Source organism: Erythrobacter tepidarius (assembly GCF_002155695.1).
GTDB classification, from domain to species: Bacteria; Pseudomonadota; Alphaproteobacteria; order Sphingomonadales; family Sphingomonadaceae; genus Erythrobacter; species Erythrobacter tepidarius.
Window position 1 is genome coordinate 214,245 of the sequence record NZ_MUYJ01000001.1, and the last position, 24,774, is coordinate 239,018.

The 24,774-nt window shown below is 66.2% G+C and carries 24 protein-coding genes; 13 read left to right on the forward strand and 11 right to left on the reverse strand.

Annotated elements, in window-relative coordinates; all coding sequences use genetic code 11:
• Positions 1-8: 8 nt before the first annotated feature.
• The 5 genes from BZF61_RS01030 to BZF61_RS01050 all read left to right on the forward strand — a co-directional run bounded on the left by BZF61_RS01030 (position 9) and on the right by BZF61_RS01050 (position 5,691).
• On the forward strand, positions 9-1,991 hold the full coding sequence (locus BZF61_RS01030) for a heme lyase CcmF/NrfE family subunit (RefSeq protein WP_086616768.1): 1,983 nt from the start codon (positions 9-11) through the stop codon (positions 1,989-1,991).
• 7 nt (positions 1,992-1,998) lie between these two features.
• On the forward strand, positions 1,999-2,529 hold the full coding sequence (locus tag BZF61_RS01035) for a DsbE family thiol:disulfide interchange protein (RefSeq protein WP_086616912.1): 531 nt from the start codon (positions 1,999-2,001) through the stop codon (positions 2,527-2,529).
• Positions 2,526-2,966, forward strand: a complete 441-nt coding sequence (locus BZF61_RS01040; protein ID WP_086616769.1) for a cytochrome c-type biogenesis protein — start codon at positions 2,526-2,528, stop codon at positions 2,964-2,966. Before BZF61_RS01035 ends, BZF61_RS01040 begins: the two co-directional genes overlap by 4 nt.
• On the forward strand, positions 2,963-3,610 hold the full coding sequence (locus tag BZF61_RS01045; protein ID WP_086616770.1) for a tetratricopeptide repeat protein: 648 nt from the start codon (positions 2,963-2,965) through the stop codon (positions 3,608-3,610). Before BZF61_RS01040 ends, BZF61_RS01045 begins: the two co-directional genes overlap by 4 nt.
• 137 nt (positions 3,611-3,747) lie before the next feature.
• Positions 3,748-5,691: a potassium transporter Kup gene (locus BZF61_RS01050; protein ID WP_086616771.1), complete on the forward strand. Its 1,944-nt coding sequence runs from the start codon at positions 3,748-3,750 to the stop codon at positions 5,689-5,691.
• Here the strand turns inward: BZF61_RS01050 and BZF61_RS01055 are convergent.
• The 5 genes from BZF61_RS01055 to BZF61_RS01075 all read right to left on the reverse strand — a co-directional run bounded on the left by BZF61_RS01055 (position 5,688) and on the right by BZF61_RS01075 (position 10,982).
• Positions 5,688-6,338: an inner membrane-spanning protein YciB gene (locus BZF61_RS01055; RefSeq protein WP_086616772.1), complete on the reverse strand. Its 651-nt coding sequence runs from the start codon at positions 6,336-6,338 to the stop codon at positions 5,688-5,690. The genes BZF61_RS01050 and BZF61_RS01055 overlap by 4 nt on opposite strands.
• The gene (gene ftsY / locus BZF61_RS01060) at positions 6,338-7,264 is read right to left on the reverse strand and encodes a signal recognition particle-docking protein FtsY (RefSeq protein ID WP_086616773.1); all 927 of its coding nucleotides are present in this window, start codon (positions 7,262-7,264) and stop codon (positions 6,338-6,340) included. Before ftsY ends, BZF61_RS01055 begins: the two co-directional genes overlap by 1 nt.
• The gene (locus BZF61_RS01065; RefSeq protein WP_086616774.1) at positions 7,261-8,436 is read right to left on the reverse strand and encodes a MiaB/RimO family radical SAM methylthiotransferase; all 1,176 of its coding nucleotides are present in this window, start codon (positions 8,434-8,436) and stop codon (positions 7,261-7,263) included. The genes ftsY and BZF61_RS01065 overlap by 4 nt, the downstream gene beginning before the upstream one ends.
• Positions 8,433-9,233, reverse strand: coding sequence for a diaminopimelate epimerase (dapF, locus tag BZF61_RS01070; protein ID WP_245804461.1), 801 nt, complete (start codon positions 9,231-9,233; stop codon positions 8,433-8,435). Before dapF ends, BZF61_RS01065 begins: the two co-directional genes overlap by 4 nt.
• A gap of 81 nt (positions 9,234-9,314) precedes the next feature.
• On the reverse strand, positions 9,315-10,982 hold the full coding sequence (locus BZF61_RS01075) for a putative bifunctional diguanylate cyclase/phosphodiesterase (protein WP_245804444.1): 1,668 nt from the start codon (positions 10,980-10,982) through the stop codon (positions 9,315-9,317).
• 193 nt (positions 10,983-11,175) lie between these two features.
• Between BZF61_RS01075 and BZF61_RS01080 the strand changes: the two genes are divergently transcribed.
• The gene (locus BZF61_RS01080; protein WP_086616777.1) at positions 11,176-11,583 is read left to right on the forward strand and encodes an EVE domain-containing protein; all 408 of its coding nucleotides are present in this window, start codon (positions 11,176-11,178) and stop codon (positions 11,581-11,583) included.
• Positions 11,584-11,698: 115 nt separating this feature from the next.
• Here BZF61_RS01080 and BZF61_RS01085 read toward each other — a convergent pair whose 3' ends face one another.
• Positions 11,699-13,381, reverse strand: a complete 1,683-nt coding sequence (locus tag BZF61_RS01085; protein WP_086616778.1) for a thiamine pyrophosphate-binding protein — start codon at positions 13,379-13,381, stop codon at positions 11,699-11,701.
• Positions 13,382-13,542: 161 nt separating this feature from the next.
• Between BZF61_RS01085 and BZF61_RS01090 the strand changes: the two genes are divergently transcribed.
• Positions 13,543-13,791 (forward strand): hypothetical protein, encoded by a 249-nt coding sequence (locus BZF61_RS01090; protein ID WP_086616779.1) that lies wholly within the window; start codon positions 13,543-13,545, stop codon positions 13,789-13,791.
• An 18-nt stretch (positions 13,792-13,809) separates the two neighbouring features.
• On the opposite strand, the gene BZF61_RS01095 is transcribed toward BZF61_RS01090, so the two are convergent.
• Positions 13,810-15,138: an MFS transporter gene (locus BZF61_RS01095; protein WP_086616780.1), complete on the reverse strand. Its 1,329-nt coding sequence runs from the start codon at positions 15,136-15,138 to the stop codon at positions 13,810-13,812.
• A gap of 151 nt (positions 15,139-15,289) precedes the next feature.
• On the opposite strand from BZF61_RS01095, the gene pgsA reads away from it, so the two are divergent.
• Positions 15,290-15,898, forward strand: coding sequence for a CDP-diacylglycerol--glycerol-3-phosphate 3-phosphatidyltransferase (gene pgsA / locus BZF61_RS01100; protein ID WP_086616781.1), 609 nt, complete (start codon positions 15,290-15,292; stop codon positions 15,896-15,898).
• On the opposite strand, the gene BZF61_RS01105 is transcribed toward pgsA, so the two are convergent.
• From BZF61_RS01105 to rnd, 3 genes are all read right to left on the reverse strand, one after another.
• Positions 15,852-16,163: a hypothetical protein gene (locus tag BZF61_RS01105; protein WP_086616782.1), complete on the reverse strand. Its 312-nt coding sequence runs from the start codon at positions 16,161-16,163 to the stop codon at positions 15,852-15,854. The two genes, pgsA and BZF61_RS01105, sit on opposite strands and share 47 nt — an antisense overlap.
• Before the next feature lie 115 nt (positions 16,164-16,278).
• Positions 16,279-17,175 (reverse strand): LysR substrate-binding domain-containing protein, encoded by an 897-nt coding sequence (locus BZF61_RS01110; RefSeq protein WP_086616783.1) that lies wholly within the window; start codon positions 17,173-17,175, stop codon positions 16,279-16,281.
• A gap of 10 nt (positions 17,176-17,185) precedes the next feature.
• Positions 17,186-18,388: a ribonuclease D gene (gene rnd, locus BZF61_RS01115; protein WP_086616784.1), complete on the reverse strand. Its 1,203-nt coding sequence runs from the start codon at positions 18,386-18,388 to the stop codon at positions 17,186-17,188.
• 176 nt (positions 18,389-18,564) lie between these two features.
• Between rnd and aspS the strand changes: the two genes are divergently transcribed.
• The gene (gene aspS, locus BZF61_RS01120; protein WP_086616785.1) at positions 18,565-20,355 is read left to right on the forward strand and encodes an aspartate--tRNA ligase; all 1,791 of its coding nucleotides are present in this window, start codon (positions 18,565-18,567) and stop codon (positions 20,353-20,355) included.
• Here the strand turns inward: aspS and BZF61_RS01125 are convergent.
• Positions 20,352-21,386: a histone deacetylase family protein gene (locus tag BZF61_RS01125; RefSeq protein WP_281251517.1), complete on the reverse strand. Its 1,035-nt coding sequence runs from the start codon at positions 21,384-21,386 to the stop codon at positions 20,352-20,354. The genes aspS and BZF61_RS01125 overlap by 4 nt on opposite strands.
• Positions 21,387-21,535: 149 nt before the next feature.
• On the opposite strand from BZF61_RS01125, the gene BZF61_RS01130 reads away from it, so the two are divergent.
• The 4 genes from BZF61_RS01130 to BZF61_RS01145 all read left to right on the forward strand — a co-directional run bounded on the left by BZF61_RS01130 (position 21,536) and on the right by BZF61_RS01145 (position 24,733).
• Positions 21,536-21,772, forward strand: coding sequence for an acyl carrier protein (locus BZF61_RS01130; protein WP_027443094.1), 237 nt, complete (start codon positions 21,536-21,538; stop codon positions 21,770-21,772).
• Positions 21,773-21,950: 178 nt separating this feature from the next.
• Entirely contained in the window at positions 21,951-23,210 is a 1,260-nt protein-coding gene (gene fabF, locus BZF61_RS01135) for a beta-ketoacyl-ACP synthase II (protein ID WP_086616786.1), read from the forward strand.
• Positions 23,211-23,214: 4 nt separating this feature from the next.
• A complete protein-coding gene (gene mltG / locus BZF61_RS01140; RefSeq protein WP_086616787.1) occupies positions 23,215-24,180 on the forward strand; it encodes an endolytic transglycosylase MltG in 966 nt (321 codons plus the stop codon).
• 22 nt (positions 24,181-24,202) lie between these two features.
• Entirely contained in the window at positions 24,203-24,733 is a 531-nt protein-coding gene (locus BZF61_RS01145; protein WP_086616788.1) for a 2'-5' RNA ligase family protein, read from the forward strand.
• Positions 24,734-24,774: the final 41 nt, after the last annotated feature.

The window sequence follows — 24,774 nt, forward strand, 5'->3', positions numbered from 1 at the left end:
GCTAGGCGATGATTGCCGAAATCGGACTTGCCGCCCTGTGGCTTGCTGCGGCGCTCGCGGTGCTACAGATGGTCTCGGGCGTGATGGCCTTGCGTGTTCCGGAGGGCGAAGCCGCCCCGCTGGCGATCTACACCCGCCCGGCAGCGATTTTGCAGGCCTTTCTTGCGGTGCTCTCCTTCGCGCTGCTGCTCTATGCCTTTGCCATCACCGACTTGTCGATCAAGCTGGTGGCGAGCAATTCGCACTCGATGAAGCCGCTGATCTACAAGGTCACCGGTACCTGGGGCAACCACGAAGGCTCGATGCTGCTATGGGTCGGCGTGCTGGCCGCGTCGGGCGGCCTGCTGGCGGCTTTCGAGAAGCGCTTGCCCGAACGCACCATGGGCGCAACGCTTGCCGTGCAGGGCTTTGTGGCGCTGGGCTTCTACGCCTTCCTGCTCTTGTCCTCCAACCCGTTCGAGCGCCTGCCGGTGCCCGCGGACGAGGGCACCGGGCTGAACCCGCTGCTCCAGGATATCGGTCTCGCGTTCCATCCGCCAACGCTCTATGCCGGCTATGTCGGCCTTTCGGTCGCCTTCAGTCTCGCCATGGGCGCGCTGCTGACGCGCGAGGTCAATCCATCCTTCGCCCGGGTGATGCGCCCCTGGGTGCTGGGGGCCTGGGTGCTGCTGACGCTGGGGATCACCGCGGGCTCGTTCTGGGCCTATTACGAGCTGGGCTGGGGCGGCTGGTGGTTCTGGGATCCGGTCGAGAACGCCTCGCTGATGCCGTGGCTGGCGGCGACCGCGCTGATGCACTCGGTAAGCGTGCTGGCCGCGCGCGACGCGCTCAGGACATGGACGATCATGCTCGGCGTGCTCGCCTTCTCGATGTCGATGCTCGGCACCTTCCTGGTGCGTTCGGGCGTGCTCACCAGCGTCCATGCCTTCGCGGTCGATCCGGAACGCGGCAGCTTCATCCTCGCGCTGCTGGGCCTCTATATCGGCGGGGCTTTCACCATCTTCGCCTTGCGCGCCGGGGCTGTGGCCGAGGGCAAGCGTTTTGCCGCGGCCAGCCGTGAGGGCGCGCTGGTGTTCAACAACCTGATGCTCTCCGCGATCCTAGCGATTGTGCTGCTGGGCACGCTCTATCCCCTGCTGACCGAAGCCTTCGATGTGCGCGTGAGCGTCGGCCCGCCCTACTTCAATCCGGCCTCGGCGATCTTTGCCATTCCCATGCTGCTGGTGATGGCGGTGGGCCCGCTGCTGCGCTGGCGGGCGGACCGGCCGGCGCGCATCCAGTTCGAGATATTGCTGATCGCGGCGGTGGTGATCGGCGCGATCGCGCTGGTGAGCTTTTTCGGCTCCTATCCCCTTTTGCCCTTGCTCGGACTGGGGCTTGCCCCGGCGCTGGCGGTGGCGGCGGTGCTGCCACTGCGCGGCCGCAATTTGCGCCGCGTGCCGGTGGCGACATGGGGAATGGTGCTGGCCCATTTCGGGGTCGCGGTTTCGCTGTTCGGCATGGCCTGCGAGGGTGCCTTCACCGAGGAGCGTCTCGCCGCGGTCGCGCCGGGCGGTACAGAACAGGTCGGCGATTTCGCCGTCACGCTGGAAGGCGTCGCGCCGGTGGCTGGCCCCAACTGGACCGCGATCGAGGCGCGGCTGGCGGTGCGGCAGGACGGCGGGAAGCCGGTCATCCTCACCCCTCAGGCGCGCAGTTTCTGGTCGCCCCCGCAGGCCACCAGCGAAAGTGCGCTGCTGACGAAGTGGAACGGGCAGCTCTACGCGGTCATCGGCAACCGGGCCGAGGACGGACGCTGGCAGCTTCGCTTGTGGTGGAAGCCGTTTGTGACCTGCATCTGGTATGGTGGCATCCTGATCGCGCTCGGCGGGGTGCTGGCGATTGCCGGCCGTTTGCGGGTCGACATCAAGCGCCGCAGGGCCGCTGTCAGGGGCGCTGGGCGCCGGGCCGATCTCGAAGCGCTCCAACCGCTGCCGGTTCCCGCGGAGTAGATTGATCGTGAAGAACCGATTCTTGCTCTGGGTGCCGCTTGCGCTATTCGCCTTCTTCGCGGGGCTGGCGGCCTACATGCTGACCCAGGAAAAGGACCAGTTCGTCGCGAGCACGATGATCGGCCAGCCATTGCCCGATTTCGCGCTCGATCCGGCCTTCGCCGGCCTGCCGGGCGCGGCCAAGGCGGATTTCCTCGGAGGCCAGCCACGCCTCCTCAATGTCTGGGCGAGCTGGTGCCTGCCCTGCATCGCCGAGGCCCCGCAGCTCGAGGCCCTGAAGGCGCAAGGGGTGGAGATCATCGGGATCGCCATCCGCGATCGGCCCGAAGACGTTGCCAATTTCCTTGGTCGCTATGGCAATCCCTATAGCCGCATCGGCTCCGACCGCATCTCCGAGGTGCAGCTGGCGATCGGTTCATCGGGCGTGCCCGAAACCTTCGTGATCGATGCCAAGGGCGTGATCCGCTACCAGCATATTGGTGACATCCGTGCGGATGACGTACCGGTGCTCCTGGCCGAACTGGAGAAGGCGAAATGATCCGCCCTGCCGTTCTTGCTGCTCTGGCGCTGCTGGCGGTGGTGCTGCCCGGCCCGCTGGGCGCGCAGGACACCATGCCGCCCGCGCCCTATGCCTATCAACAGCTCGACGATCCCAAGCTGGAGGCCGAGGCGACGGCGCTGATGCACACGCTGCGCTGCCTCAAGTGCCAGTCGCAGTCGATTGCCGACAGCGATGCACCGATGGCGGGTGACATGCGCCATCAGGTGAGGAGCCGCATTCTCGCGGGCGAAAGCCCCGATCAGATCCGCGCCTGGCTGATCGCGCGCTATGGCGACTATGTCAGCTACCAGCCCGAGGTGAACAGCATTACCTGGCCGCTGTTCGCGGTGCCGGTGCTGGTCATCCTGCTGGTCGCGGGCGTGCTGCTGCGGCGGCTGGGCAAGCGGCGTTCGGATGGGGGAGAGGCGGCATGATCGCAGGCTGGCTGGCTGTGGCCGCGCTGGCGCTTGCCGCCCTTGCGCTTGCGGCTTTCCTGCTGCGCCTGCCGCGTCAGGATCTGACGCTGTTTGCCGCGGTGCTGGTGTTCGGGCTGGCGGGCTATGCCTGGCAGGGCTCGCCCGGACTGCCCTCGGCGCCCAAGGCGCCCGAGAGCCGCGTCTCGGATCAGGGCGAGGCAATGGTCGAGGGCCGCGCAGCGCTGTTCGATCGCACCACGGCGCCGCCTGACTATCTGCTCACCTCCGATGCCTTCGCCCGGCGCGGACGGTTCGGTGAGGCAGCAGGCCTGCTGCGGCGCGGTCTGGAGGAACATCCGGATGATCTGGAAAGCTGGCTGGCGCTCGGCCTTGCGCTGGTGGGCCATGCCGACGGCACGGTGACCCCGGCGGCGATAGAGGCCTTCGGCCGCGCCCGCGCGATCGATCCGGACAACCCCGGCGCGGACTATTTCCTCGGCTTCGCCTATCTCCAGAGCGGTGAGGTGCGCGCCGCGCGCGCCGTGTGGGCCAGCCTCGTCGACCGCTCGCCCCCCGATGCCCCCTGGCGCGAAGGGCTGGCGGCCGAAGTCGCCCGGCTCGACGAGATGATCGCGCGCGCGCCGATGCTGCAGGGGCAATGATGCCCGCGTGCCCGCCGCCTATCGCCCCTGCATCCCATGTTGCGGCTGCAAAGCCACAGTGCTAGGCGCGCCGCCGCTCCGGCGTGAGTCGCTTGGGTGGGACGGTCAGGACCGAACCGACGGGAAATCCTATTGAGATGACCAGCACCGTTTCCCCCGCGACGTCCGGCGATGCCACCGGCCATGGCCAAGGCCATGGCGCCTCCACCGCCGCGCTGGCGCTCGGCGCGGTCGGTGTGGTGTTCGGCGACATCGGCACCAGCCCGCTCTACGCCTTCCGCGAGACCTTTGCCTCGCATCACGGCGCGCCCGGCATCTCGCCCGACGCGGCGCATATCCACGGCGTGCTGAGCCTCGTGTTCTGGTCGATGATGATGGTGGTGACGGTCAAATATGTCCTCACCATCACCCGCGCCGACAACAAGGGCGAGGGCGGAAGCCTTGCGCTGCTGGCGCTGATCCGCCGCGTGTCGGACAGTGCCAAGTGGACCGCGCCGCTGGTGCTGCTCGGGGTGTTCGCGACGGCGCTGTTCTATGGCGACAGCATGATCACGCCGGCGATCTCGGTGCTCTCGGCGACCGAAGGTCTGCAATATATCGTCCCCGGCTTCGAGCCGTGGATCGTGCCCACCGCGATTGCCATCCTCGTCTGCCTGTTCGCGCTGCAATCGCGCGGGACAGAGCGGGTGGGCAAGCTGTTCGGGCCGATCATGCTGACCTATTTCGCCATGCTGGCCACCTTGGGCGTCATGCATCTGACCGCCGATCCGGCGATCATTTTCGCGACGATCAATCCGCTGAACGCGATCAACTTCTTCATCACCGACGGGTTTACCGCCTTTATCGCGCTGGGCAGCGTCGTGCTGGCGGTGACCGGGGCCGAGGCGCTCTATGCCGACATGGGCCATTTCGGGAGGAAGCCGATCGGCATTTCGTGGCTGGCCTTCGTGTTCCCCGCGCTGATGCTCAACTACATGGGGCAGGGAGCGCTGGTGCTGTCGCAGACCTCCCCGGAGGCGACCGCGGCGCTGATCCAAGATCCTTTCTTCCTGATGATCCCCGATGCGGTCAAGGTGCCGGTGGTGTTGCTTGCGCTGCTCGCCACGATCATTGCCAGCCAGGCGGTGATCTCGGGCGCGTTCAGCCTGACCCAGCAGGCCATCCAGCTCGGCTTCGTCCCGCGCATGGAAATCCGCCACACCAGCGCTTCGGCTGCGGGTCAGATCTACATTCCGGCGATCAACTGGGGCCTGATGGTGATGGTGATCCTGCTGGTGCTGTTCTTCCAGTCGTCGAGCAACCTTGCCGCGGCCTATGGCATTGCGGTGACCGGGGCGATGTTCATCGATACCCTGCTGCTCGCGGCGGTGCTGACGGCGCTGTGGCGCTGGCCGCTGTGGAAGGCCCTGCCGCTGGTCGCAGTATTCCTGATCGTCGATATCGCCTATTTCAGTGCGAACCTCGTCAAGGTGCCGCAGGGCGGGTGGGTGCCGTTGGCAATCGGCTTCTTGATCTTCACTCTGCTCACCACCTGGTCGCGCGGGCGCAACCTGATGCGCGAGCGCATGAGCGAGAGTGCGCTGCCGCTGGAGATCTTCGTCAAGTCGGCCAAGAACTCCGCCGTGCGGGTGCCGGGCACGGCGATCTTCATGGCCTCGACCACCGCCGGCGTGCCTTCCGCGCTGCTGCACAACATCAAGCACAACAAGGTGCTGCACGAACGTGTGGTGATCCTTACCATCAACATCGCCGATGTGCCCTACGTCGGCCCGCACAAGCGCTGCGAAATGACCGACCTGGGTGACGGCTTCTACCGCGCGGTGCTCAACTACGGCTTCATGGAAGAAACCGACGTGCCGCAGGGTCTCAAGACCATGGAGCGTTGCGGGGGCGAGTTCGACATGATGCACACCAGCTTCTTCCTCTCGCGCCAGACCCTGATTCCAAGCGACCGTCCCGGAATGTCGATCTGGCGCGAGAAGGTGTTCGCCTGGATGATGCGCAATTCGGCAAGCGCGATGGACTTCTTCAAGCTCCCCACCAACCGCGTGGTCGAACTGGGCAGCCAGCTGGAGATCTAGCCCTTCGTCGGCGGCTCGTTATTGCGCGGCGCGTCGCGATCCTCGAAGCTGAGTCCATGCTTCAGCAGCATCGGGATCTGGCTGAAGGTGAACAGGAAAGTCAGCGGCAGGAACACCCACAGCTTCGCCCACAGCCAGCCCTCGAAGCGCAATTGCGCACGCAGCACTTCGTTGAGGAAGGCAAGGGCAAGGAAGAACACCCCCCAGTTGCGCGACAGCTTGAGCCAGCCTTCGTGCGACAGCCCTTCGAAGGCGGCTTCCAGCAGCACTTTCAATAGCGCCTTTCCCATCAAGCAGCCGCCTAGCAGCGCCACCCCAAAGCAGGCGTAGATGATCGTCGGCTTCAGCTGTACGAAGGTCGGATCGCCGAAAAAGATCGTCAAGCTGCCGAAGCCCAAGATCAGCGCGGTCGAGAACCACAGCATCGGCGAAACCCTGCCGAGCCGCCACCTGGAGACCATGAGCGCGATGATCGAGGCCGCCATGAACGCCCCGGTGCCATAGACAATCGCGACAGTCTCGCCCGCGGCGCTGACCTCGGCAGGCGACATCCAGCGATAGACCGCGAGGAACACCAGCAGCGGCCCGTAATCGACCGCGACGTTGAGCCAGCTCGATGCGGCCTTCTTGCCTTCATCCCCGCGCATCACGCCACCCCGGCAATCACGCGGGCGACCAGATCGGGATCGAAGGGCCTGAGATCCTCCATCTTCTCGCCCACGCCAATGGCATGGATCGGAAGTCCATATTGCTCTGCCGCCGCCACCAGCACGCCGCCGCGCGCGGTGCCGTCGAGCTTGGTCATGATCAGTCCAGTGACCCCTGCGACCTCCTTGAACACGTCGATCTGGGCGAGCGCGTTCTGGCCGTTGGTGGCATCGAGCACCAGCACCACATCATGCGGGGCTGCGGGATTGAGGCGGCCGAGCACCCGGCGGATCTTGGCCAGCTCCTCCATCAGTTCCTTCTTGTTCTGCAAGCGACCAGCCGTGTCGACGATCAGCGCGTCGATCCCGGTGTCGGTCGCCCGCTTGACCGCGTCGAAGACGATCGCCGCCGGATCGCCGCCCTCCGGGCCGCGCACGATATCCACCCCGATACGCTCCGCCCAGGTGGCGAGCTGGCCGATCGCGGCGGCGCGGAAGGTGTCGCCTGCCGCCAGCAGCACGCCGTAATCATCTTCCATGAACAGGTGGGCCAGCTTGGCGATGGTGGTGGTCTTGCCCGAACCGTTGACCCCGATCACGAGGATCACCTGCGGGCGCGGGAAGGCGGTGATTTCGAGCGGCTTGGCGACCGGGCGCAGGATCGCGGCGATTTCCTCGGCCACGGCCTCCTTCAATTCGCGCGCGGTGATCTCCAGCCCGAAGCGCTTTTCCGCCAGGCGCGCGCGAATGCGGGCCGCAGCCGCGGGGCCGAGATCGGACATGATCAACGCATCCTCGAGGCTATCGAGCGTCGTCTCATCGAGCTTGGCCAAGCCGCTGCTGCTGCCCGGCAGGTTGGCCGCGAGCCGTTCCGATGTCTTGGCGAACCCGCCGAACAGGCGTTGGGTCCAGCTGGTTTCACTCATCCGAGCAGGCCCTCCCTGACCTCGCGCACGGTTACGTCGATGATGCGGCCCGCTGCCGTGCCGGGGGGCAGGGAGACGCGGGCGTAATTCGGGGCATAGCCGCTGCCGTCGCGCTCGGCGAGGACGGGCAGGGTTTCGCCCACAAGCGATTGCAGCCACGCGGCGCGAAGCTCGGCGCTGCGGGCGCGCAGGTCGGCGGCGCGGGCCTTGATCACTTCGCGCGGGAGTTGCGGCATCCGCGCGGCCGGAGTGCCGGGCCGGGCCGAAAAGGGGAAGACATGGGCGTGGACGATGCCTAGCTCGGCGATGACCGCAAGGTTCTCCGCATGCAGCGCCTCGTCCTCGGTCGGGAAGCCGGCGATGAGGTCTGCGCCGACGGCGATGTCGGGGCGCAGCGCCTTCAATCGCGCAACCAGCTCCACCGCATCGGCCCTGCGGTGTCGCCGCTTCATCCGTTTGAGGATGAGGTCGGCGCCATGCTGGAGCGAGAGGTGCAGATAGGGCATTACCCGCGGCTCGTGTGCCAGAAGAGCGAACAGACCGGCGTCGATCTCGATTCCGTCAACCGAGGACAGGCGCAGACGGGGCAGGGCGGGGAAAGCCGTCAGGATCGCTTCGACCAGCGCGCCAAGCCGCGGTGCGCCGGGCAGATCATCGCCCCAGCTGGTGAGGTCGACCCCGGTCAGGGCAACTTCCTGCGCTCCTGCCGCAAGGTGGGCTTCGATCTCGCGCAGCACCGCCACCACGGGGAGCGAACGGCTCGCGCCCCGGCCTTGCGGGATGACGCAGAAGGTGCAGGCGTGATCGCAGCCGTTCTGAACCGCCACGAAAGCGCGGGTGCGGGCCGGGGCGATAGGCGGGGCCTCGGCCGGGATGTTCCAACTGCGCGGATCGAGCTTGGCGGCATTGGCGACCAGCGCATCGACTTCGTCCATCGCGCCTATCGCGGCGCGGTCGATCTCGGCTGCGCAGCCGGTCACCACCAGCCGCGCACCCGGATGCTCGCGGCGCGCGCGGCGAATCGCCTGCCGCGTCTGGCGCAGCGCTTCGCCCGTCACCGCGCAGGAATTGATCACGACGAGATCGCGCTCGCCCGCCAGCATCGCGCGCATCCTCTCGCTCTCGGCGATGTTCATGCGACAGCCGAGCGAAATGATCGCAGGTGCGCTCAAGCGTAGTCGTCCCAGTCGAAGGTGCCGCGGAAACTCTCGACCGCCGGGCCGCTCATCAGGATGCTGCCGGACGGCGCCCCTCTCGGCTCCCACGCGATCAGCAGATCACCGCCCGGCAGGGTGACGCGCACCGGACTGCTGACCAGTCCGCGCCGGATCGCCGCAACCGCCGTGGCGCAGGCGCCGGTGCCGCAGGCACGCGTCAGCCCGGCGCCGCGCTCCCACACCCGCAGGCGCAGATGATCCTCTCCCGCGAGGCTCGCGACATTGACGTTCACCCTTTCGGGGAACAGCGGATCATGCTCGATCAGCGGGCCGAGCCGGTCAAGCTCTGCGGCCTCGGCATCAGCCACGAAGAAGATCACGTGCGGATTGCCGACATTGACCGCCATCGGCTCGGTCAGATTTTCCCAGCCCACCGGCATCGTGAAGGTATCCATCGGATAGGCGAGCGGGATTGCATCCCAATCGAAGCGTGGCACCCCCATGTCGACCCGCGCGCCGCCCGCCAGCGGTTCGAGCGTGATCGGCCCGCTGGCAGTCTCCACCGTGGCGGGCGCCCCGTGGAGCACGGCAACCGCGCGGCTGCCATTGCCGCAGGCCCCGGCCTCGCTGCCGTCGGAGTTGAAGAACCGCACGCGGAAATCGTGGGCCTCGCTTGGTTCCAGCAGCACCAGCTGGTCGCAGCCGATCCCAGTGCGTCGGTCAGCCAGCGCGCGGGCGATGGCGGGCGTCATCCTCGGCATCGGCATGGTGCGCGCATCGAGCACGACGAAATCGTTGCCCAGCCCATGCATCTTGATGAAGGGGATAGCCTGCCTCACGCGCCTGCATCTATGCACGCGCGGGGCCTGCGTCCAGTCCTGCGCCGGATCGGCCTAGGAATTGGCCGCGCGCGACAAGTCCGGCGGCGGGATGCAACCCGCGGGCAGCGGCCCGGACAGGCGGCCCGCGCCGGTCAGCTTGCCGCTCGCCGCCAGCCGCTGGCGCACTTGCTCGGCGCTTTCGGGCTCGCCAAAGACATAGCCCTGCGCCTTGAGCTTGCCCATCGAGCGCAGCGCGCCGAGGATGTCCTCGTTTTCCACGCCTTCCGCAGTAAGCGGCAGATCAAGCCCGCGGGCCAGCGCGATGATCGCATCCACCAGCTGCGCATGGCCCGCAGGCTCGCGCAGCTCGCTGATGAAGTGGCGATCGATCTTGATCCGGTCGAACGGCAGATCGCGCAGCTGTTCAAGGCTCGCATAGCCGGTGCCGAAATCGTCGAGGCTGACCTTTACCCCCTGGTTTCGCAGGGAGGTGAGCATGGCGCGCACCAGTCCGATATTCTCGTGCAGGCAGCTTTCGGTGATTTCGATCTCCAGCCGCTGCGGCGGGAAATTGTTCGCCACCAATCGCTTCAGCAGGCGCTGTGCGAACCACGGATCGCGCAGCTGCACCGGCGAGATGTTGATCGACAGCATCAGTCCTTCGTCCCATTCGCGTGCATCGGCGAAGGCGCGGTCCATCAGCTGTTCGGAAAGCTGGGTGATCAGCCCCATTTCCTCGGCGATCGGGATGAAGATGTCCGGGCCGACAAGGCCGAGCTGTTCCGACTGCCAGCGCGCCAGCATCTCGAAGCCGACCAGCTCGCCGGTCTGGATGTCGATCTGCTGTTCGTAATAGGGGACGAATTCGTGCTGGCTGATCCCGCGGCGGATGCCGGTTTCCAGCTGGTTGCGGAACCTGATCTCGCTTTCCATGCCCGGATCGAACCAGAAGTGGCGGTTGCGACCCTGCTTCTTGGCATGGTAGAGCGCCATGTCGGCACGATGCATGAGGGTTTGGGCATCGAGCCTCGGACCAGGCGAAGCATCGGCATCATAATCGGTGGCAAGCCCGATCGATACCGTCAGCTCGACGGTGACATCATGCGTTTCGATCGGCGCGGCAATGCTGGCCAAGACCCGGACGACGAGATCGTCGATCCGGTCGGTATGGCCCACCGGATAGGGCATGACGAAGGCGAATTCGTCGCCTCCGAGCCGCGCCAGCCGGGCATCACGCGGGAGCAGCTCGCGGATCCGTTGGCTCACCCTCACGAGCACTGCGTCGCCGCAGGAATGGCCATACATATCGTTGATCTGCTTGAAGTTATCCAGATCTATCATGGCATAGGCGATGGCCTCGCCGCGCTGTGCGGCCCAGGCGCGCAATTGTTCGCTGGCGTCGGCCATGCTGCGACGGTTGAGGCATTGGGTGAGCGGATCGGTCGCCGCCAACAGGCGGGCCTGCTCTTCGGCCCGGCGGCGCTCGGCGATTTCGTGGGTGAGTTCGCGGTAACGCCGCCAGCCGAAGATGATCAGCGCGATGTTGAGCAGCAGCGCGCTGACCAGGAGTTTATCGGGCGCGCTTCCCGATCCCAGCAGCGATTGCACCGCTGCGGGCATGACAGCGCCTCCGGTTGCCACCAGCAGCAGGATCGCGGCTGCTGCAATGCCCAATGCGACAATGTCGCGTTCAGCATTGTGGAGCGGATCGTCTGGTTCCTTGTCCTGCAAAGCCGTCAACCCTGAGTCTTCCCATGGGACTGCAGCCGATGCCGCGCCTTCCCCCAATCGCGTGCATTATCGCAGGGGGCGCTAAAGATCGGGTTAATCGCGTGCCTGACGCGCAGCGGGGCTTGAGTGCTTGCGTGCCGGCGGGCTATCGGCGGGGCCGGCCTTTCCCGTATCTATCCGCTTGCAAGGAGCCGCACGCGCAATGGCCTACTGGCTGATGAAATCCGAACCCTTCAAGTACAGCTGGGATGATCTCGTCGCCGAGGGCGAGGGCACCTGGGATGGGGTGCGCAATTACCTTGCGCGCAACAATCTGATGGCGATGCAGGTAGGGGACGAGGCGTTTTTCTACCACTCGCGCGAGGGCCTGGAGATCGTCGGCATTGCCGAGATCACTGTCAGCGGGATCAGCGATCCCACCGACGAGACCGGCAAGTGGGCGGCGGTGAAGCTGAAGGCGAAGGAGAAATTCGCCCACCCCGTCGCGCTCGCTGCGATCAAGGCCGAACCGCGGCTCGCCCAAATGCAGCTCATCCGCCTCTCGCGCCTTTCGGTCTGCGCGGTCACGCCGGCCGAATGGGCGGTGATCTGCGAGATGGCGCGGGGTTAGTGCGGCGCGGCGACTGTTTCCCGTGAAACCGACCAAGGCCTGCCAATGATCGGACAATGACGGCCCAATGGCCGGTCAACCCTGCAGTGCCCCGCTTCACCCCACCCCGCTGCAATCATCGGGCCCGCGCGCGCAGGCCGCTGATGGTCGCGCCGCTGGCCGCGATCCGCTCGAGATCGGTCAGAGCATGGATCAGGCGGATGCCGGAGCGGGCCTTGGCTTGTTCGAGCGCGGCGACGAATTGCTCTGTTGTCGTGGCCTTGGCGCTCCACCCGCCGAAGGCCGCGCCCAGCGCCGCGAAATCGGGGTTCACCAGGCTCGTCCCCGAAACGCGGCCGGGATATTCGCGCTCCTGGTGCATCCGGATCGTGCCGTAGGCGCCGTTGTCAACCACCACCACGATGAGGCTTGCTCCATATTGCGCGGCGGTGGCGAGTTCCTGCCCGTTCATCAGGAAATCCCCGTCCCCGGCAACCGCCACGACCGTCCGCTCGGGATAGTGCAGCGCGGCTGCCACGGCCGCCGGCACGCCATAGCCCATCGCCCCGCAGGTGGGCGCAAGCTGGCCGGGATAGGCGGTGTAGCGCCAGTAGCGGTGCCACCACCCGGCGAAATTGCCCGCGCCGTTGCAGATGATCGTATCGGCAGGCAGCGCCGCGCGCATCGCCGCCACGCAGGTGGCCAGATCCATCGCCGCGTCGGAAGGCTGCGGGGTTGCCCATTCCAGCCATTCGCGGTGCGCCTCGGCCCCCGCATCGAAGGGGATAATGTCGGTATCCTCCCAGAGCGCGGCGGCCTCGGCGAATTCATCCACCGAACAGCACAGCGCCAGATCGGTGCGATAGACGCGGCCCAGTTCCTCTGGGTCGGGGTGGATGTGGACGAGGATCTGGCCGGGGTGGTCGGGCGTGGGGACGGTGTAGCCCTCGGTGGTCGCCTCGCCCAGCCGCGCGCCCACGGCGATGACGAGGTCGGCGTTCCTTACACGTTCGACCAGCTTGGGGTTGGGGCCATAGCCGAGATTGCCGGCATAGACCGGGCTGTCGGGCGCGATCGCGTCCTGCCGACGGAAGGCGGTGGCGACGGGCAGGCCGATGCGTTCGGCAAACTGCTGGAAATAGGTCCGCGCCTTGGCGTTCCAGCCCGCCCCGCCGATGATCGCGATCGGGCTGGCGGCATCGGCGATGAGACCGAGCAGCGTCTGCATCGCATCGGGGCACACGGCCTGCGCGGGGCGGGTGACATAGGGGCGCGGCACGAGACTGACGGGCACCTGTTCCACCAGCATATCCTCGGGCAGGGCGAGCACCACCGGGCCGGGCCGCCCGCTCATCGCCACTGCATAGGCGCGGGCGATGTATTCGGGGATGCGCGCCGGAACGTCGATCCGCGCCGCCCACTTGCAGATCGGGGAAAAGAAGGCGGTGAAATCGATCTCCTGAAAGCCTTCGCGCCCCTGCATCGCGCGGGCCACGTCACCGACGAACAGGATCATCGGCTGGCTGTCTTGATGCGCGACATGGACGCCGATCGAGGCATTGGTCGCGCCCGGCCCGCGGGTGACGAAGGCGATGCCGGGGCGGCCGGTGTCGGCAGCGTTCATCGCCCCCTCGGCGCAGGCCATGAATGCCGCGCCGCCTTCCTGCCGGCAGGTCACCACCGCGATTTCGGGCCGTTCGGGGAGGGCATCGAGCACGGCGAGGAAGCTTTCCCCCGGCACGGTGAAGATCCGCGTCACGCCCTGCTCGGCAAGGCAATCGACCAGCAGCGCGGCGGCGCTGCGCGTGGAATCAGACACGTGAACTCTCCCGTCTTTCCGTTCTTTCCGGCCTCTACAGCCCGGCGCGCGGCGGCGCAAACCCGTGGGCACGATGCCCCCTTGGCGCAGGTCTGTCCCACGCTGTGACAGGTGGGGTGAGAGCCGTTCCAAAAGGTAAAGAAAGTGTTAACGTCCCCCCCATGACTCGCGCCCGCCTGACCAGCGACCTCATCACCCGCCCGCGCGGCGACCATCGCACCCGCCGGAGCCTGGTGCTCAGCGATGAGAGCGCCCGCCATCCCTTCCGCGCGTTGCTGCCGCCGCACGTGAAGCGCGATCTAATCCCGATTCCGGCGGAAGACCTGTGGCGGCTGACGCTGGCCGACGTGCGCGGCTTTGCCAGCGCCTATGTCGCCGCGACCGCAGCGATCCTGACCTTCATCATCTGAAGCAGACCCTTTCGGGCCTCACCTGGCGGCATCGGCCGCGCGCGGATTGCCCGCTTCCAGCGCGTGCAGCTTGCGCGCCAGCTGGGCCGATAGCAGGCACAGGAACAGGCTGATCAAAAGTTGTTCCTGTAGCGGGATGCCGAGGAAGCCGAGCGCCCCGGCCGCGCCTGCGCCCACCACCATGAACACCGATGAGATGAAGTTGTTCGCCGCCACCGAGCGCGAGGCTTCCGACTTGTCGACCTTGGTGGTGAGAAAGGCATAGAGCGGCACCACGAACATGCCCCCCGCCACCGCGATCAGCACGAGATTGGTCAGCAGCACCAGCGCCAGCGGCTGGGCAATGAATTCGCTCACGGTGAACAGCGCGCCCGAGGCCGGGGAGAGGTTCCACGCCCGGCACAGCAGATAAAAGCCGATCAGCAGCACGCCGAGCGCCAGCACCGAGGGCGCGCAATAGCGTGCCGAGATAGCGCCCTTGAGCAGCGCATTGATCGATACCGAGCCGATCGCGATCCCGGCCGAGAAGGCCACCAGCATCACCGCGGCGACCTGCTTGTCGGCCAGCAGCACGTTCTTGGCGAGGGGGATGAACTGCACCGAAAGGATCGCAGCGATGGTCCAGAAATAGGAAATCGCCAGCACCGAATAGCGCAGCTCGGGATTGCCCATCGAAAAGGCGATCAGCGATCGCGACGCGCGGATCGGGTTCCAGTCGACCTTGGTCTCTTCGGTCTGCGGCGGGGCAGGCGGCACCCAGCGGCACACCAGATAGCCGACCAACGCAATCGCGATCACCGCGATGATGCTCCACATGATCGGCATCGCCCCGCCCAGCATCATGCCGACCAGAATCGCGACATAGGTTCCCGCCTCGACGAGGCCGGTGCCCGCCAGCACCTCGTCCTTTTCGAGATGCTGCGGCAGGATCGCGTACTTGATCGGACCAAAGAAGGTCGAATGCATCCCCATCGCGAACAGCGCGAGGAACATCAGCGGGATGGCGAGCGTGCCGACCTGCACCCCCTTGGCCGCCAGCAGCAAGCCGGTGGCGCCGACCGACATGATGATGATCTCGGCAAACTTGATCCAGCGGATGATGGTGGTCTTGTTGCGCATGTCGGCGAGCTGGCCCGAGGTCGCGGAGAACAGCACGAAGGGCAGCACGAACAGCGCGGTGGCGATGCCGCTGACGAAGGTCTCGGTCTCAGGCGAATCATAGACCTGATAGACCACGAACAGGACCATCGCCTGCTTGTAGAGATTGTCGTTGAGTGCGTTGAGCAGCTGGGTCAGGAACAGCGGCAGAAACCGTCGCTGCCGCATGAGGTTGGTCGATGTGGTCATGCGGATCGGTGCCGGTGCTTCCCTGTGCGATGCAGGCGACATAGCGTGCAGGACCGCATTAACAAGCCCCGCACGCCCGCTGTCATGCGGTGGAGGGCAGCGCGCGCGGGCTTTTGCCGCCGCGCCTGCCGCGCTAGAGCAGGGGCCAGCCATGTCGAGCCTGCCCAATATCCTCACGCTCTCGCGCATCTTCGCGGTGCCGCTGCTGGCCTTCTTCCTGTGGTGGCCGGGCTGGCAGCTGGGCTATCTGATCGGTTTCGGGCTCTATTGCATCATCGCCATCACCGATTTTTTCGACGGCTATCTGGCGCGCGCGCAGGGGACGGTTTCGAAGCTCGGCATCTTCCTCGATCCGATCGCCGACAAGATCATGGTCGCGGCGGTGATCCTGGTGCTCACCGCGCAGGGCTATCTGCGCGGGCCCTATGCAGGCGATGTGCATGTGATCGCCGGCCTTGTCATCCTGATCCGCGAGATCGCGGTTTCGGGTCTGCGCGAGTTCCTCGGCGGGATCCAGGTTTCGGTGCCGGTGTCCAGGCTCGCCAAGTGGAAGACCACATTTCAGCTGGTGGCGCTGGGTGCGCTAATCCTCGGCGGGGCGGTGCACGGGCCCCCGTGCCAGTCGGTGCTGGAGGGATGCGGTTCCATCGCCGACAGCTGGGTGCACCTGGTGGGTCTCGTCAGCCTGTGGACCGCGGCGGTGCTGACCTGCATCACGGGGTGGGATTACCTGCGCGTCGGCCTGAAGCATATGGATTGAGACTGGCGCATAGCGGCGCAATCGGGCTAACCTCGCCCGCATGGGATCGGATTCCACGTCCGGTGAAGGCCAGTATGTGGACCAGCTGGCCAATCATGCGCGCAAGCTCCAGCGCGAGGCGCGCAGCGCCATCGCGCAGGGCGATTATGCCCGCGCGTCCGCGCTGATCGGCGATGCCGAGCTGCTGGCCGAGGATGTCCACGGCCTTGTCGACGCCATCGAGCAGCGCCAGAACCAAGAGATCGCGCAGATGGCGGGCGGCCATGCGCCCGCCGACGGGCAGGCGGATCGAAAAATCAGCCGTTCGCGCCTGCGCCTGTTCATGGCGGCTCTCGGCGCAGGTCTGGCGCTTGGCCTCGCGCTGGTGGAGTGCCGATCGTCTAGCCCGCCCGCAGCTCTTCCGCCAGCAGTTGGAAATCAGCCTCCCGGGGCGAGTTCTTTCGCCATGCCAGCACGATCTCGCGCTTGGCGGTGGGGCTGTCAACGGGCCGCGCCACCACCTGCGTGCCGTTGAGGATGCCGGCTTCCAGCGCCATTTCGGGCAGCATGGTCAGGCCGAGGTCATTATTGACCAGTTGCACCAGCGTGTGCAGGCTCGTGCCGATCATCGCCGCGCTGGTGCGCAGTTCCGAGCGGCTGCAGGCTGCGAGCGCGTGATCGCGCAGGCAGTGACCATCCTCGAGCAGCAGCAGCCGCCCGGTATCGATCATCTCGGGCGGAATGCTCGCCGGGGGATTGCGCGGATCGTCCTTGGGGAAGGCGACGAACAGGCGATCATCGGCGATGTGGGCGATGGCGGCATCGCCCGTGTCGAAGGGCAGGGCCAGCAGCACGCAATCGACCCGCCCGTGATGCAGCGATTCGAGCGCATCCTGGCTGGTCTCCTCGCGCAGCATCAGCTTGAGTTCCGGCCGCTCGCGCTTGAGACGCGGCAGCAGGCGCGGGAGCAGGAAAGGGGCGATGGTGGGGATTACGCTCATGCGCAGCTCGCCCGACAGCGGCTTGCCCGCGGCCTGCACCAGATCGGCCAGTTCTTCAGCCTCGCGCAGCAGCCGGCCCGCCTTGGCCACCACCTGTTCGCCCAAGGCGGTGAAACGCACCACCCGCCGCGAGCGTTCGACCAGCGTCACGCCCAGCAGGGATTCAAGCTCGCGGATCCCGGCCGACAGCGTCGATTGCGACACGAAGCTGGCATCGGCGGCCTTGCCGAAATGGCCATGCTCATGCAGCGCCACGAGATATTGCAGCTGCTTGATGGTGGGAAGATAGGTGCTCACCGCTCGCCCGTTATTCCGCTGCCAGCCTATCGGGCGCGGGGGCGATGACATCGTCGATATGGGTCATCTTGAGCCGCCCCTGCTCGACCGCGAAGGCGAGCTTGCCCTCGACGAGGTCGAGCGCGTCCTTGCCGAACACCTCGTAGCGCCAGCCTGTGAGCACCGGCAGATCGCGCACCCCCGCGGCGAGCGCTTCCAGCTCCTCGGCGCGGGTCAGCAGCCGTGCGGCGACATCGATTTCGCGGGCGCGGATCTTGAGCAGCAGCTTCAGCAGATCGGCCACCAGCGCACCTTCCTTGCCCAGCGGCGCCCCGCGTCCGGCCTTTTCGGGCATCTCCTCCTTGGGCAGGGGCTTGGCTTCGGCCAGCACCTTCATCAGCCGCTTGCCGATGTCGTTGTCCTTCCACGCCGCCGAAAGCCCGCGCACCTTGGCGAGTTCGGCCTGCGTCTTAGGCGGGTGGCTGGCGATGTCGGCCAGCGTCTCGTCGCGCATGATGCGCCCGCGCGGGATGTTCTTGTGCTGGGCCTCGCTCTCGCGCCAGGCGGCGAGCGCCTTCATCCGCCCGAGCACCTGCGGATTGCGCCCCGGCTGGCGGATGCGCTTCCACGCCGCGCCCGGATCGGTGAGATAGTTCGCCGGATCGGCGAGCTTTTCCATTTCGGCATCGAGCCAGATGCCGCGCCCGGTCTTGATCAGTTTCTTGAGGATGCGCGGGAAGATGGTGGCGAGGTGGGTGACATCCCCGATCGCATATTCGATCTGCCGCTCGGTCAGCGGGCGGCGGCTCCAGTCGGTGAAGCGCGCCCCCTTGTCGATGGTCAGGCCCAACCAGGTCTCGACGAGGTTGGCATAGCCGATCTGTTCCGACTGGCTTATCGCCATCATCGCGATCTGGGTGTCGAAGATGGGATGCGGGGTCTTGCCCGTCATATTGACGATGATCTCGACATCCTGCCCGCCGGCGTGGAAGACCTTGAGCACGTCCTCGTTGTTGGTCAGCAGATCGAGCAGCGGGGTGAGGTCGATTCCCTCGGCCATCGGATCGATCGCGGCGGCTTCCTCGGTATTGGCGATCTGCACCAGGCACAATTCGGGCCAGTAGGTGTTCTCGCGCATGAACTCGGTATCGACCGTGACGAATTCGGATTTCGCGAGGCGGGCGCAAAGCTCACGGAGAGCCTCGGTGGTGGTGATCAGCGGATGGATTTTCATGTCTTCTTTTCGCATTGTCAGGCGGAGTGCCGCCCTCGGGATGTGTCCCGGTCTGCTCTCGCACCGCTTGACAAAGCGCGAGGCTTCCCCTGTTAGCGCGCCGACAGCGGAGCCCGGCTCCGACCAACGCACCCGCGCGCCCTAGCGTCATAGCCGCGAACAGGACAAGAGTTTAGATGCATCCCTATCGCACGCATACTTGCGCACAGCTTTCTTCCGCCGATGTCGGCGAAACCGTCCGCCTGTCCGGCTGGATCCACCGAAAGCGCGATCATGGCGGCGTCTTGTTCGTTGATCTGCGCGATCACTACGGCATCACCCAGATCGTTGCCGACAGCGACAGCCCGGCGCTGCCGGTGCTCGAGGGCCTGCGCGTTGAAAGCGTCGTCACCATCGAGGGCGAGGTCAAGGCGCGCGTGGCCGAGACGGTCAACCCCAACCTTGCCACCGGCAGCATCGAAGTCTTTGCCCGCGGCGTGACGGTGCAGAGCGCAGCCGAGGAGTTGCCGATGCCGGTCGCCGACGAACAGCCTTACCCCGAAGACATCCGGTTGAAGTACCGCTTCCTCGATCTGCGGCGCGAGACGCTCCATCGCAACATCATGACCCGCGTGGCGGTGATCGCCGATATGCGGGCGCGCATGACGGCCGCGGGCTTCAACGAGTTCTCGACTCCGATCCTCACCGCCTCGTCGCCCGAAGGTGCGCGCGACTTTCTCGTGCCGAGCCGCATCCACGCCGGCAAGTTTTACGCGCTGCCCCAGGCGCCGCAGCAATACAAGCAATTGCTGATGGTGGCGGGCTTCGACCGCTACTTCCAGATCGCCCCTTGCTTCCGCGACGAAGACCCGCGCGCCGACCGGCTGCCGGGCGAATTCTACCAGCTCGATCTCGAAATGAGCTTCGTCACCCAGGAAGAAGTGTGGGAGACGATGGAGCCGGTAATCCAGGGCACCTTCGCAGCCTTTGCGGGTGACAAGAAGGTAACGCCTGCGGGGCAGTTCCCGCGCATTCCCTATGACGAGGCGATGCTGAAATATGGCAGCGACAAGCCGGACTTGCGCAACCCGCTGGTGATTGCAGACGTGTCGCACCACTTCGCGCAGTCCGGCTTCGGCCTGTTCGAGAAGATCGTTGGCAGCGGCGGAGTGGTGCGCGCCATCCCCGCACCCGCCACCCACGAGAAGAGCCGCAAGTTCTTCGACGACATGAACGAATGGGCGCGGCGGGAAGGCTATGCGGGCCTTGGCTATGTCACCCGCAAGGGCGGCGAGTTCGGCGGCCCGATCGCCAAGAACCACGGCCCCGAGCGCATGGCCGCGCTTTATGCCGAGCTAGGGCTGGGCGAGAATGACGGGCTGTTCTTCGCCGCGGGCAAAAAGGCCGATGCCGCCAAGCTCGCGGGCGCGGCGCGCATCCGCGTGGGCGAGGAGCTGGGCCTGATCGACGAAAACGCCTTCGCGCTGTGCTGGATCGTCGATTTTCCGTTCTACGAGTGGAACGAGGACGAGAAGAAAGTCGATTTCAGCCACAACCCCTTCTCGATGCCGCAGGGCGGGATCGCGGCGCTGGAGGGGCAGGATCCGCTCACCATCAAGGCCTATCAGTACGATCTGGTCTGCAACGGCTATGAAATCGCGAGTGGTTCGATCCGCAACCACAAGCCCGAAATCATGGTCAAGGCATTCGAGATCGTGGGTCTTTCCCAAGCAGATGTCGAGCAACGCTTCGGCGGGATGTACCGCGCCTTCCATTACGGCGCGCCGCCGCACGGGGGCATGGCCGCGGGCGTGGACCGCATCGTGATGCTGCTGTGCGGGGCGAAGAACCTGCGCGAGATCACGCTGTTCCCGATGAACCAGCGCGCCGAGGATCTGCTGATGGGGGCGCCGTCGCCTGCCGAGCCGCGTCAGCTGCGCGAGCTTGGCCTGCGGGTGGTCGAGCCGCCGGCCAAGCCCGCGGGCTAGGCGCTTTCCAGCCCGGCGAGAAAGGCGGCGACATTGTCGCCCAGCGCCGGCACGTCGTAGCCGCCTTCCAGCACCGTCAGGGTCGGCAGGCCGAGCCTGGCGATGGCTGCGCCCATGCGCGCCATGTCGTCTCTGGTAAGGGCGAAATGCGCAATCGGATCCCCGGCAAGGGTGTCCGCGCCGTAGCTGACGATGAGCATCCTCGCGCCGAAAGCGGCAATCGCCTCCAGCGCCTTGGCGAGCGCGCCTGCATAGGCCCGCCACACGGTGCCGCGCGGCAGCGGCAGGTTGAGGTTCGCCCCTTCGCCCGCACCTGCCCCGCGCTCTTGCGCGTGACCCCAGAAGAACGGGAAGTCGGTGCGCGGATCGGCGTGGATCGAGACAAACAAGACGCTCCCGTCGGCGTAGAAGATGTCCTGCGTGCCGTTGCCGTGGTGATAGTCGACATCGAGCACCGCCACCGGCCCCATGCCAGCCGCGATCGCCGCGCGCGCGGCGATCGCGGCGTTGTTCAGGTAGCAATAGCCGCCGAAATAGTCCGCGCCGGCATGGTGCCCCGGCGGGCGGCACAGTGCGAAGGCCTGGCGTGCCTCGCCTGCCGCGATGGCTGCAATCCCGCCGAGAGCGGCCTGCGCCCCCCAATAGGCCGCCTCCCACGTGCCTGCGGCAATTGGCGTGACCGCATCGAAGCCGAACTGTCCGAGCTTCGCATCGATCCTTGCCAGCGCCAGCCGGCGCCGGGCGCGGACCGGGAAGGCATAGCCGATGGCGTCACCATCGCGCCCTGCCACTCGCCATTCGCCAAACGCCGATTGCAGAAAGGCCAGATAGTCCGCCTCATGCACGGCAAGGATCGGGGCAAGGCCGTGATCGGCCGGCGCGCGCACCGGGCTGCTGACCTGGGCCAGCACGCTATCGAACCGCTGCGGAGTTTCGGCGTGATTCTCCGCCTTGCCGTTGACGATCTCGTGGCTGGGCGCGTGAACTTTCTGGACGGGCGAGCCGAAGATCAGCATGACCTGCCAAGCCATCGCACGGCGACGCGGCCGCTGGCAAGCTTGGGCTCGACCCGCGCTCCGGCGCGGTCGTGCACGGGTCGTCATGCCCACTTGCGCATCCCCTCGCCCTTCATTAGGGCGGGCACGAGTTTACCCCAACCCCAGTTTCAAGAGGGAATATCATGAGCGATACTGCCGAACGGGTGGCAAAGATTGTCGTCGAGCACCTCGGCGTCGAGGCTGACAAGGTCACCCAGGATGCCAGCTTCATCGACGATCTCGGTGCGGACAGCCTCGACATCGTCGAGCTGGTGATGGCCTTCGAAGAGGAATTCGGCGTCGAAATTCCCGATGATGCGGCGGAAAAGATCACGACTGTCGGCGACGCCACCAAGTACATCGAAGAGCACAAGGGCTAAGACCCGCAAGGACGCCCCGGTGTCCGCGCCTGCGTCCTGCCTGTCCGTCGGGGACAAGGCGGGACATTTGTCCGGCAAGCCGTTTGCCGATGCGCGGATCAGGGCCTAGACAGGCTCAGCCCTACCCGGGTTGGGCCTGTTGCTTTTTCGGAGCCAAGCTCCCTTTCGGAGAACGCGAATGCGCCGTGTGGTTGTTACCGGCCTCGGTCTTGTCACCCCGCTCGGGGGCGATGTCGAAACCTCTTGGGCAAATCTGATTGCTGGCGAAAGCGGGGCGGGACAGATCACCCGTTTCGATGCCTCGAACCAGAAGTGCACCATTGCCTGCGAGGTCAAGCCCAAGGATCACCCCTGGGGTTTCGATCCCGACAAGCGGGTGGATCACAAGATCCAGCGCCAGGTCGATCCCTTCATCGTCTATGGTATCGATGCCGCCGGACAGGCGCTCGAAGATGCGGGCCTGACCAACATGACCGAGGCCGAGAAGGAGCGCACCGGCTGCTCGATCGGTTCGGGCATCGGCGGCTTGCCGGGGATCGAGTTCGAAAGCGTCAATCTCCACGAACGTGGCCCGGGCCGGGTTTCGCCGCACTTCGTGCACGGCCGCCTGATCAACCTCATCACTGGGCAGGTGCAGATCAAGTATGGCTTCATGGGTCCGAACCATGCGGTGGTGACGGCGTGCTCGACCGGCGCGCATTCGATCGGCGACGCTGCGCGGATGATCGCGATGGACGATGCCGACGTGATGCTCGCAGGCGGGGCGGAAAGCACCATCAACCCGCTCGGCATTGCCGGCTTTGCCCAAGCGCGCGCGCTCAACATGAGCATGAACGACCGCCCGACCGAAGCCAGCCGGCCTTACGACCGCAACCGTGACGGTTTCGTCATGGGCGAGGGCGCGGGCGTGGTGGTGCTGGAAGAATACGAGCGCGCCAAGGCACGCGGCGCCAGGATCTACGCCGAAGTCACCGGCTATGGTCTTTCGGGCGATGCCTATCACGTCACCGCCCCGCACCCCGAGGGGCGCGGCGCGGAGCTGGCGATGCGCATGGCGCTGAAGAAGGCCGGTCTCGGGCCGGGCGATATTGATTACATCAACGCCCACGGCACCTCGACCATGGCCGACACCATCGAACTCGCGGCGATCAAGCGGGTGCTGGGCGATGATCTCGGCGGTGCGTCCATGTCTTCGACCAAGAGCGCGATCGGCCACCTGCTCGGTGGTGCGGGCGCGGTGGAAGCGATCTTCTGCATCCTTGCGATGCGCGACCAGATCGTGCCTCCCACGCTCAACCTCCACGATCCCGACGATGGCACCGAGGGCATCGATCTGGTGCCCTTGAAGGCGCGCAAGCGCGAGGTGCGCGCGGTGCTCAACAACTCTTTCGGTTTCGGTGGCACCAACGCCTCGCTGGTCATGCAGAAGGTCGACTGATCCGGTGAGCCGCGCGCGTCTGGCCGCCCTCGGGTTTGTTGCGCTGGCGCTTGCCGGGCTGGCCTTCGCCCGGATCCTGCTGGGCGCGGCAACCATTGAAAAGGATACCACTTTCACCATTCCGGCCGGGGCATCGGTAGCGCGGGTGGCTGACAAGCTTGAGGCCGAGGGACTGATTACCTCGGCCTCCGGCTTCCTGCTGCAGGCGCGCATCTTCGGTTCCGATGCGCCGATCCAGGCGGGCGAGTTCCTGCTTACCCCCGAGATGAGCCAGGGCGATATTCTCGAAGCCTTCCAGTCGGGTGATGTGATCCGCCGCTTCATCACCATCCCCGAAGGCATGCCCTCGATCCTGGTGTGGGAACGCCTGATGGCCGAGGAGCTGCTCACCGGCCCGGTCGATGTGCCGCCCGAAGGCTCGATCCTGCCCGATACCTACGCTTTCGAGCGCGGACAGAGCCGCAAGAGCCTCGTCGAGCAGATGCAGGCGGCGATGGACAAGGCCCTGGCCGAGGAGTGGGTGAGGCGCGGTCCGGGAATCGCGGTCGATACCATGCGCGATGCGCTGATTCTCGCCTCGATCGTCGAGAAGGAGACCGGCAAGCCAGAGGAGCGCGCGATGGTTGCAGGGCTTTATTCCAACCGCTTGCGCGCTGGCATGAAGTTGCAGGCAGACCCCACCATCATCTACCCGATCACCAAGGGCAAGCCGCTCGGTCGCCGGATCCGCCAGTCGGAGATTGCCGCGGTCAATGGCTACAATACCTATACACGCGTCGGTTTGCCCGAAGGCCCGATCACCAATCCTGGCCGCGACAGCATCGCCGCGGTGCTCCATCCGGCGCGCACCAATGCGCTGTTCATGGTCGCCGACGGCACCGGCGGCCACTGGTTCGCCGACACGCTGGAACAGCACAACGCCAACGTCGCCAGGTGGTATGCGATTCGCCGCGAACGGGGCGAAATGTAGGCCTGTCAGGCTGCGGCGGGCGATGGCTGATCCCTTCATCCTCACCGCCGCCCTGCCGCCCGATCTGGCGGGCTTTGCCGAAGGGCTGCGCCGCGCGCATTATCCGCCGGAACGCAACCATCTCCACGCCCATGTCACGCTGTTTCACGCCTTCGCGCCTGCGCTGCGGGCGGAGCTGACGGACTTCATCCCGCGCATCGCCGCCCAATTCGCCGCGCCGCATGGCGCGGTCAACGGGGTGATGGATCTGGGCAAGGGCACCGCGATCGCACTCGAGGCGCCGCAATTGCTGACTTTGCGCGCGCTGATCGCCGAGCACTTCCATGGCAGTCTGACCGCGCAGGACCTTCACGAGCCGCGTCCGCATATCACGATCCAGAACAAGGTGAGCAAAGCGGAGGCGCGGGCGCTGCAAGCGGCCCTCACGCCGATGCTCGCCCCGTGGATCGCCAAGGGGCGCTTCGCCTTCCCGGCGCTCGAACTGTGGCGTTATCGCGGCGGGCCGTGGGAACGCGTCAAGGCCTGCGCCTTCCGCGGGCGCGAGAGGCTCTGACTTGCGCGACACAACGAAGGCTTGACCCCGCGCTGCGCCCG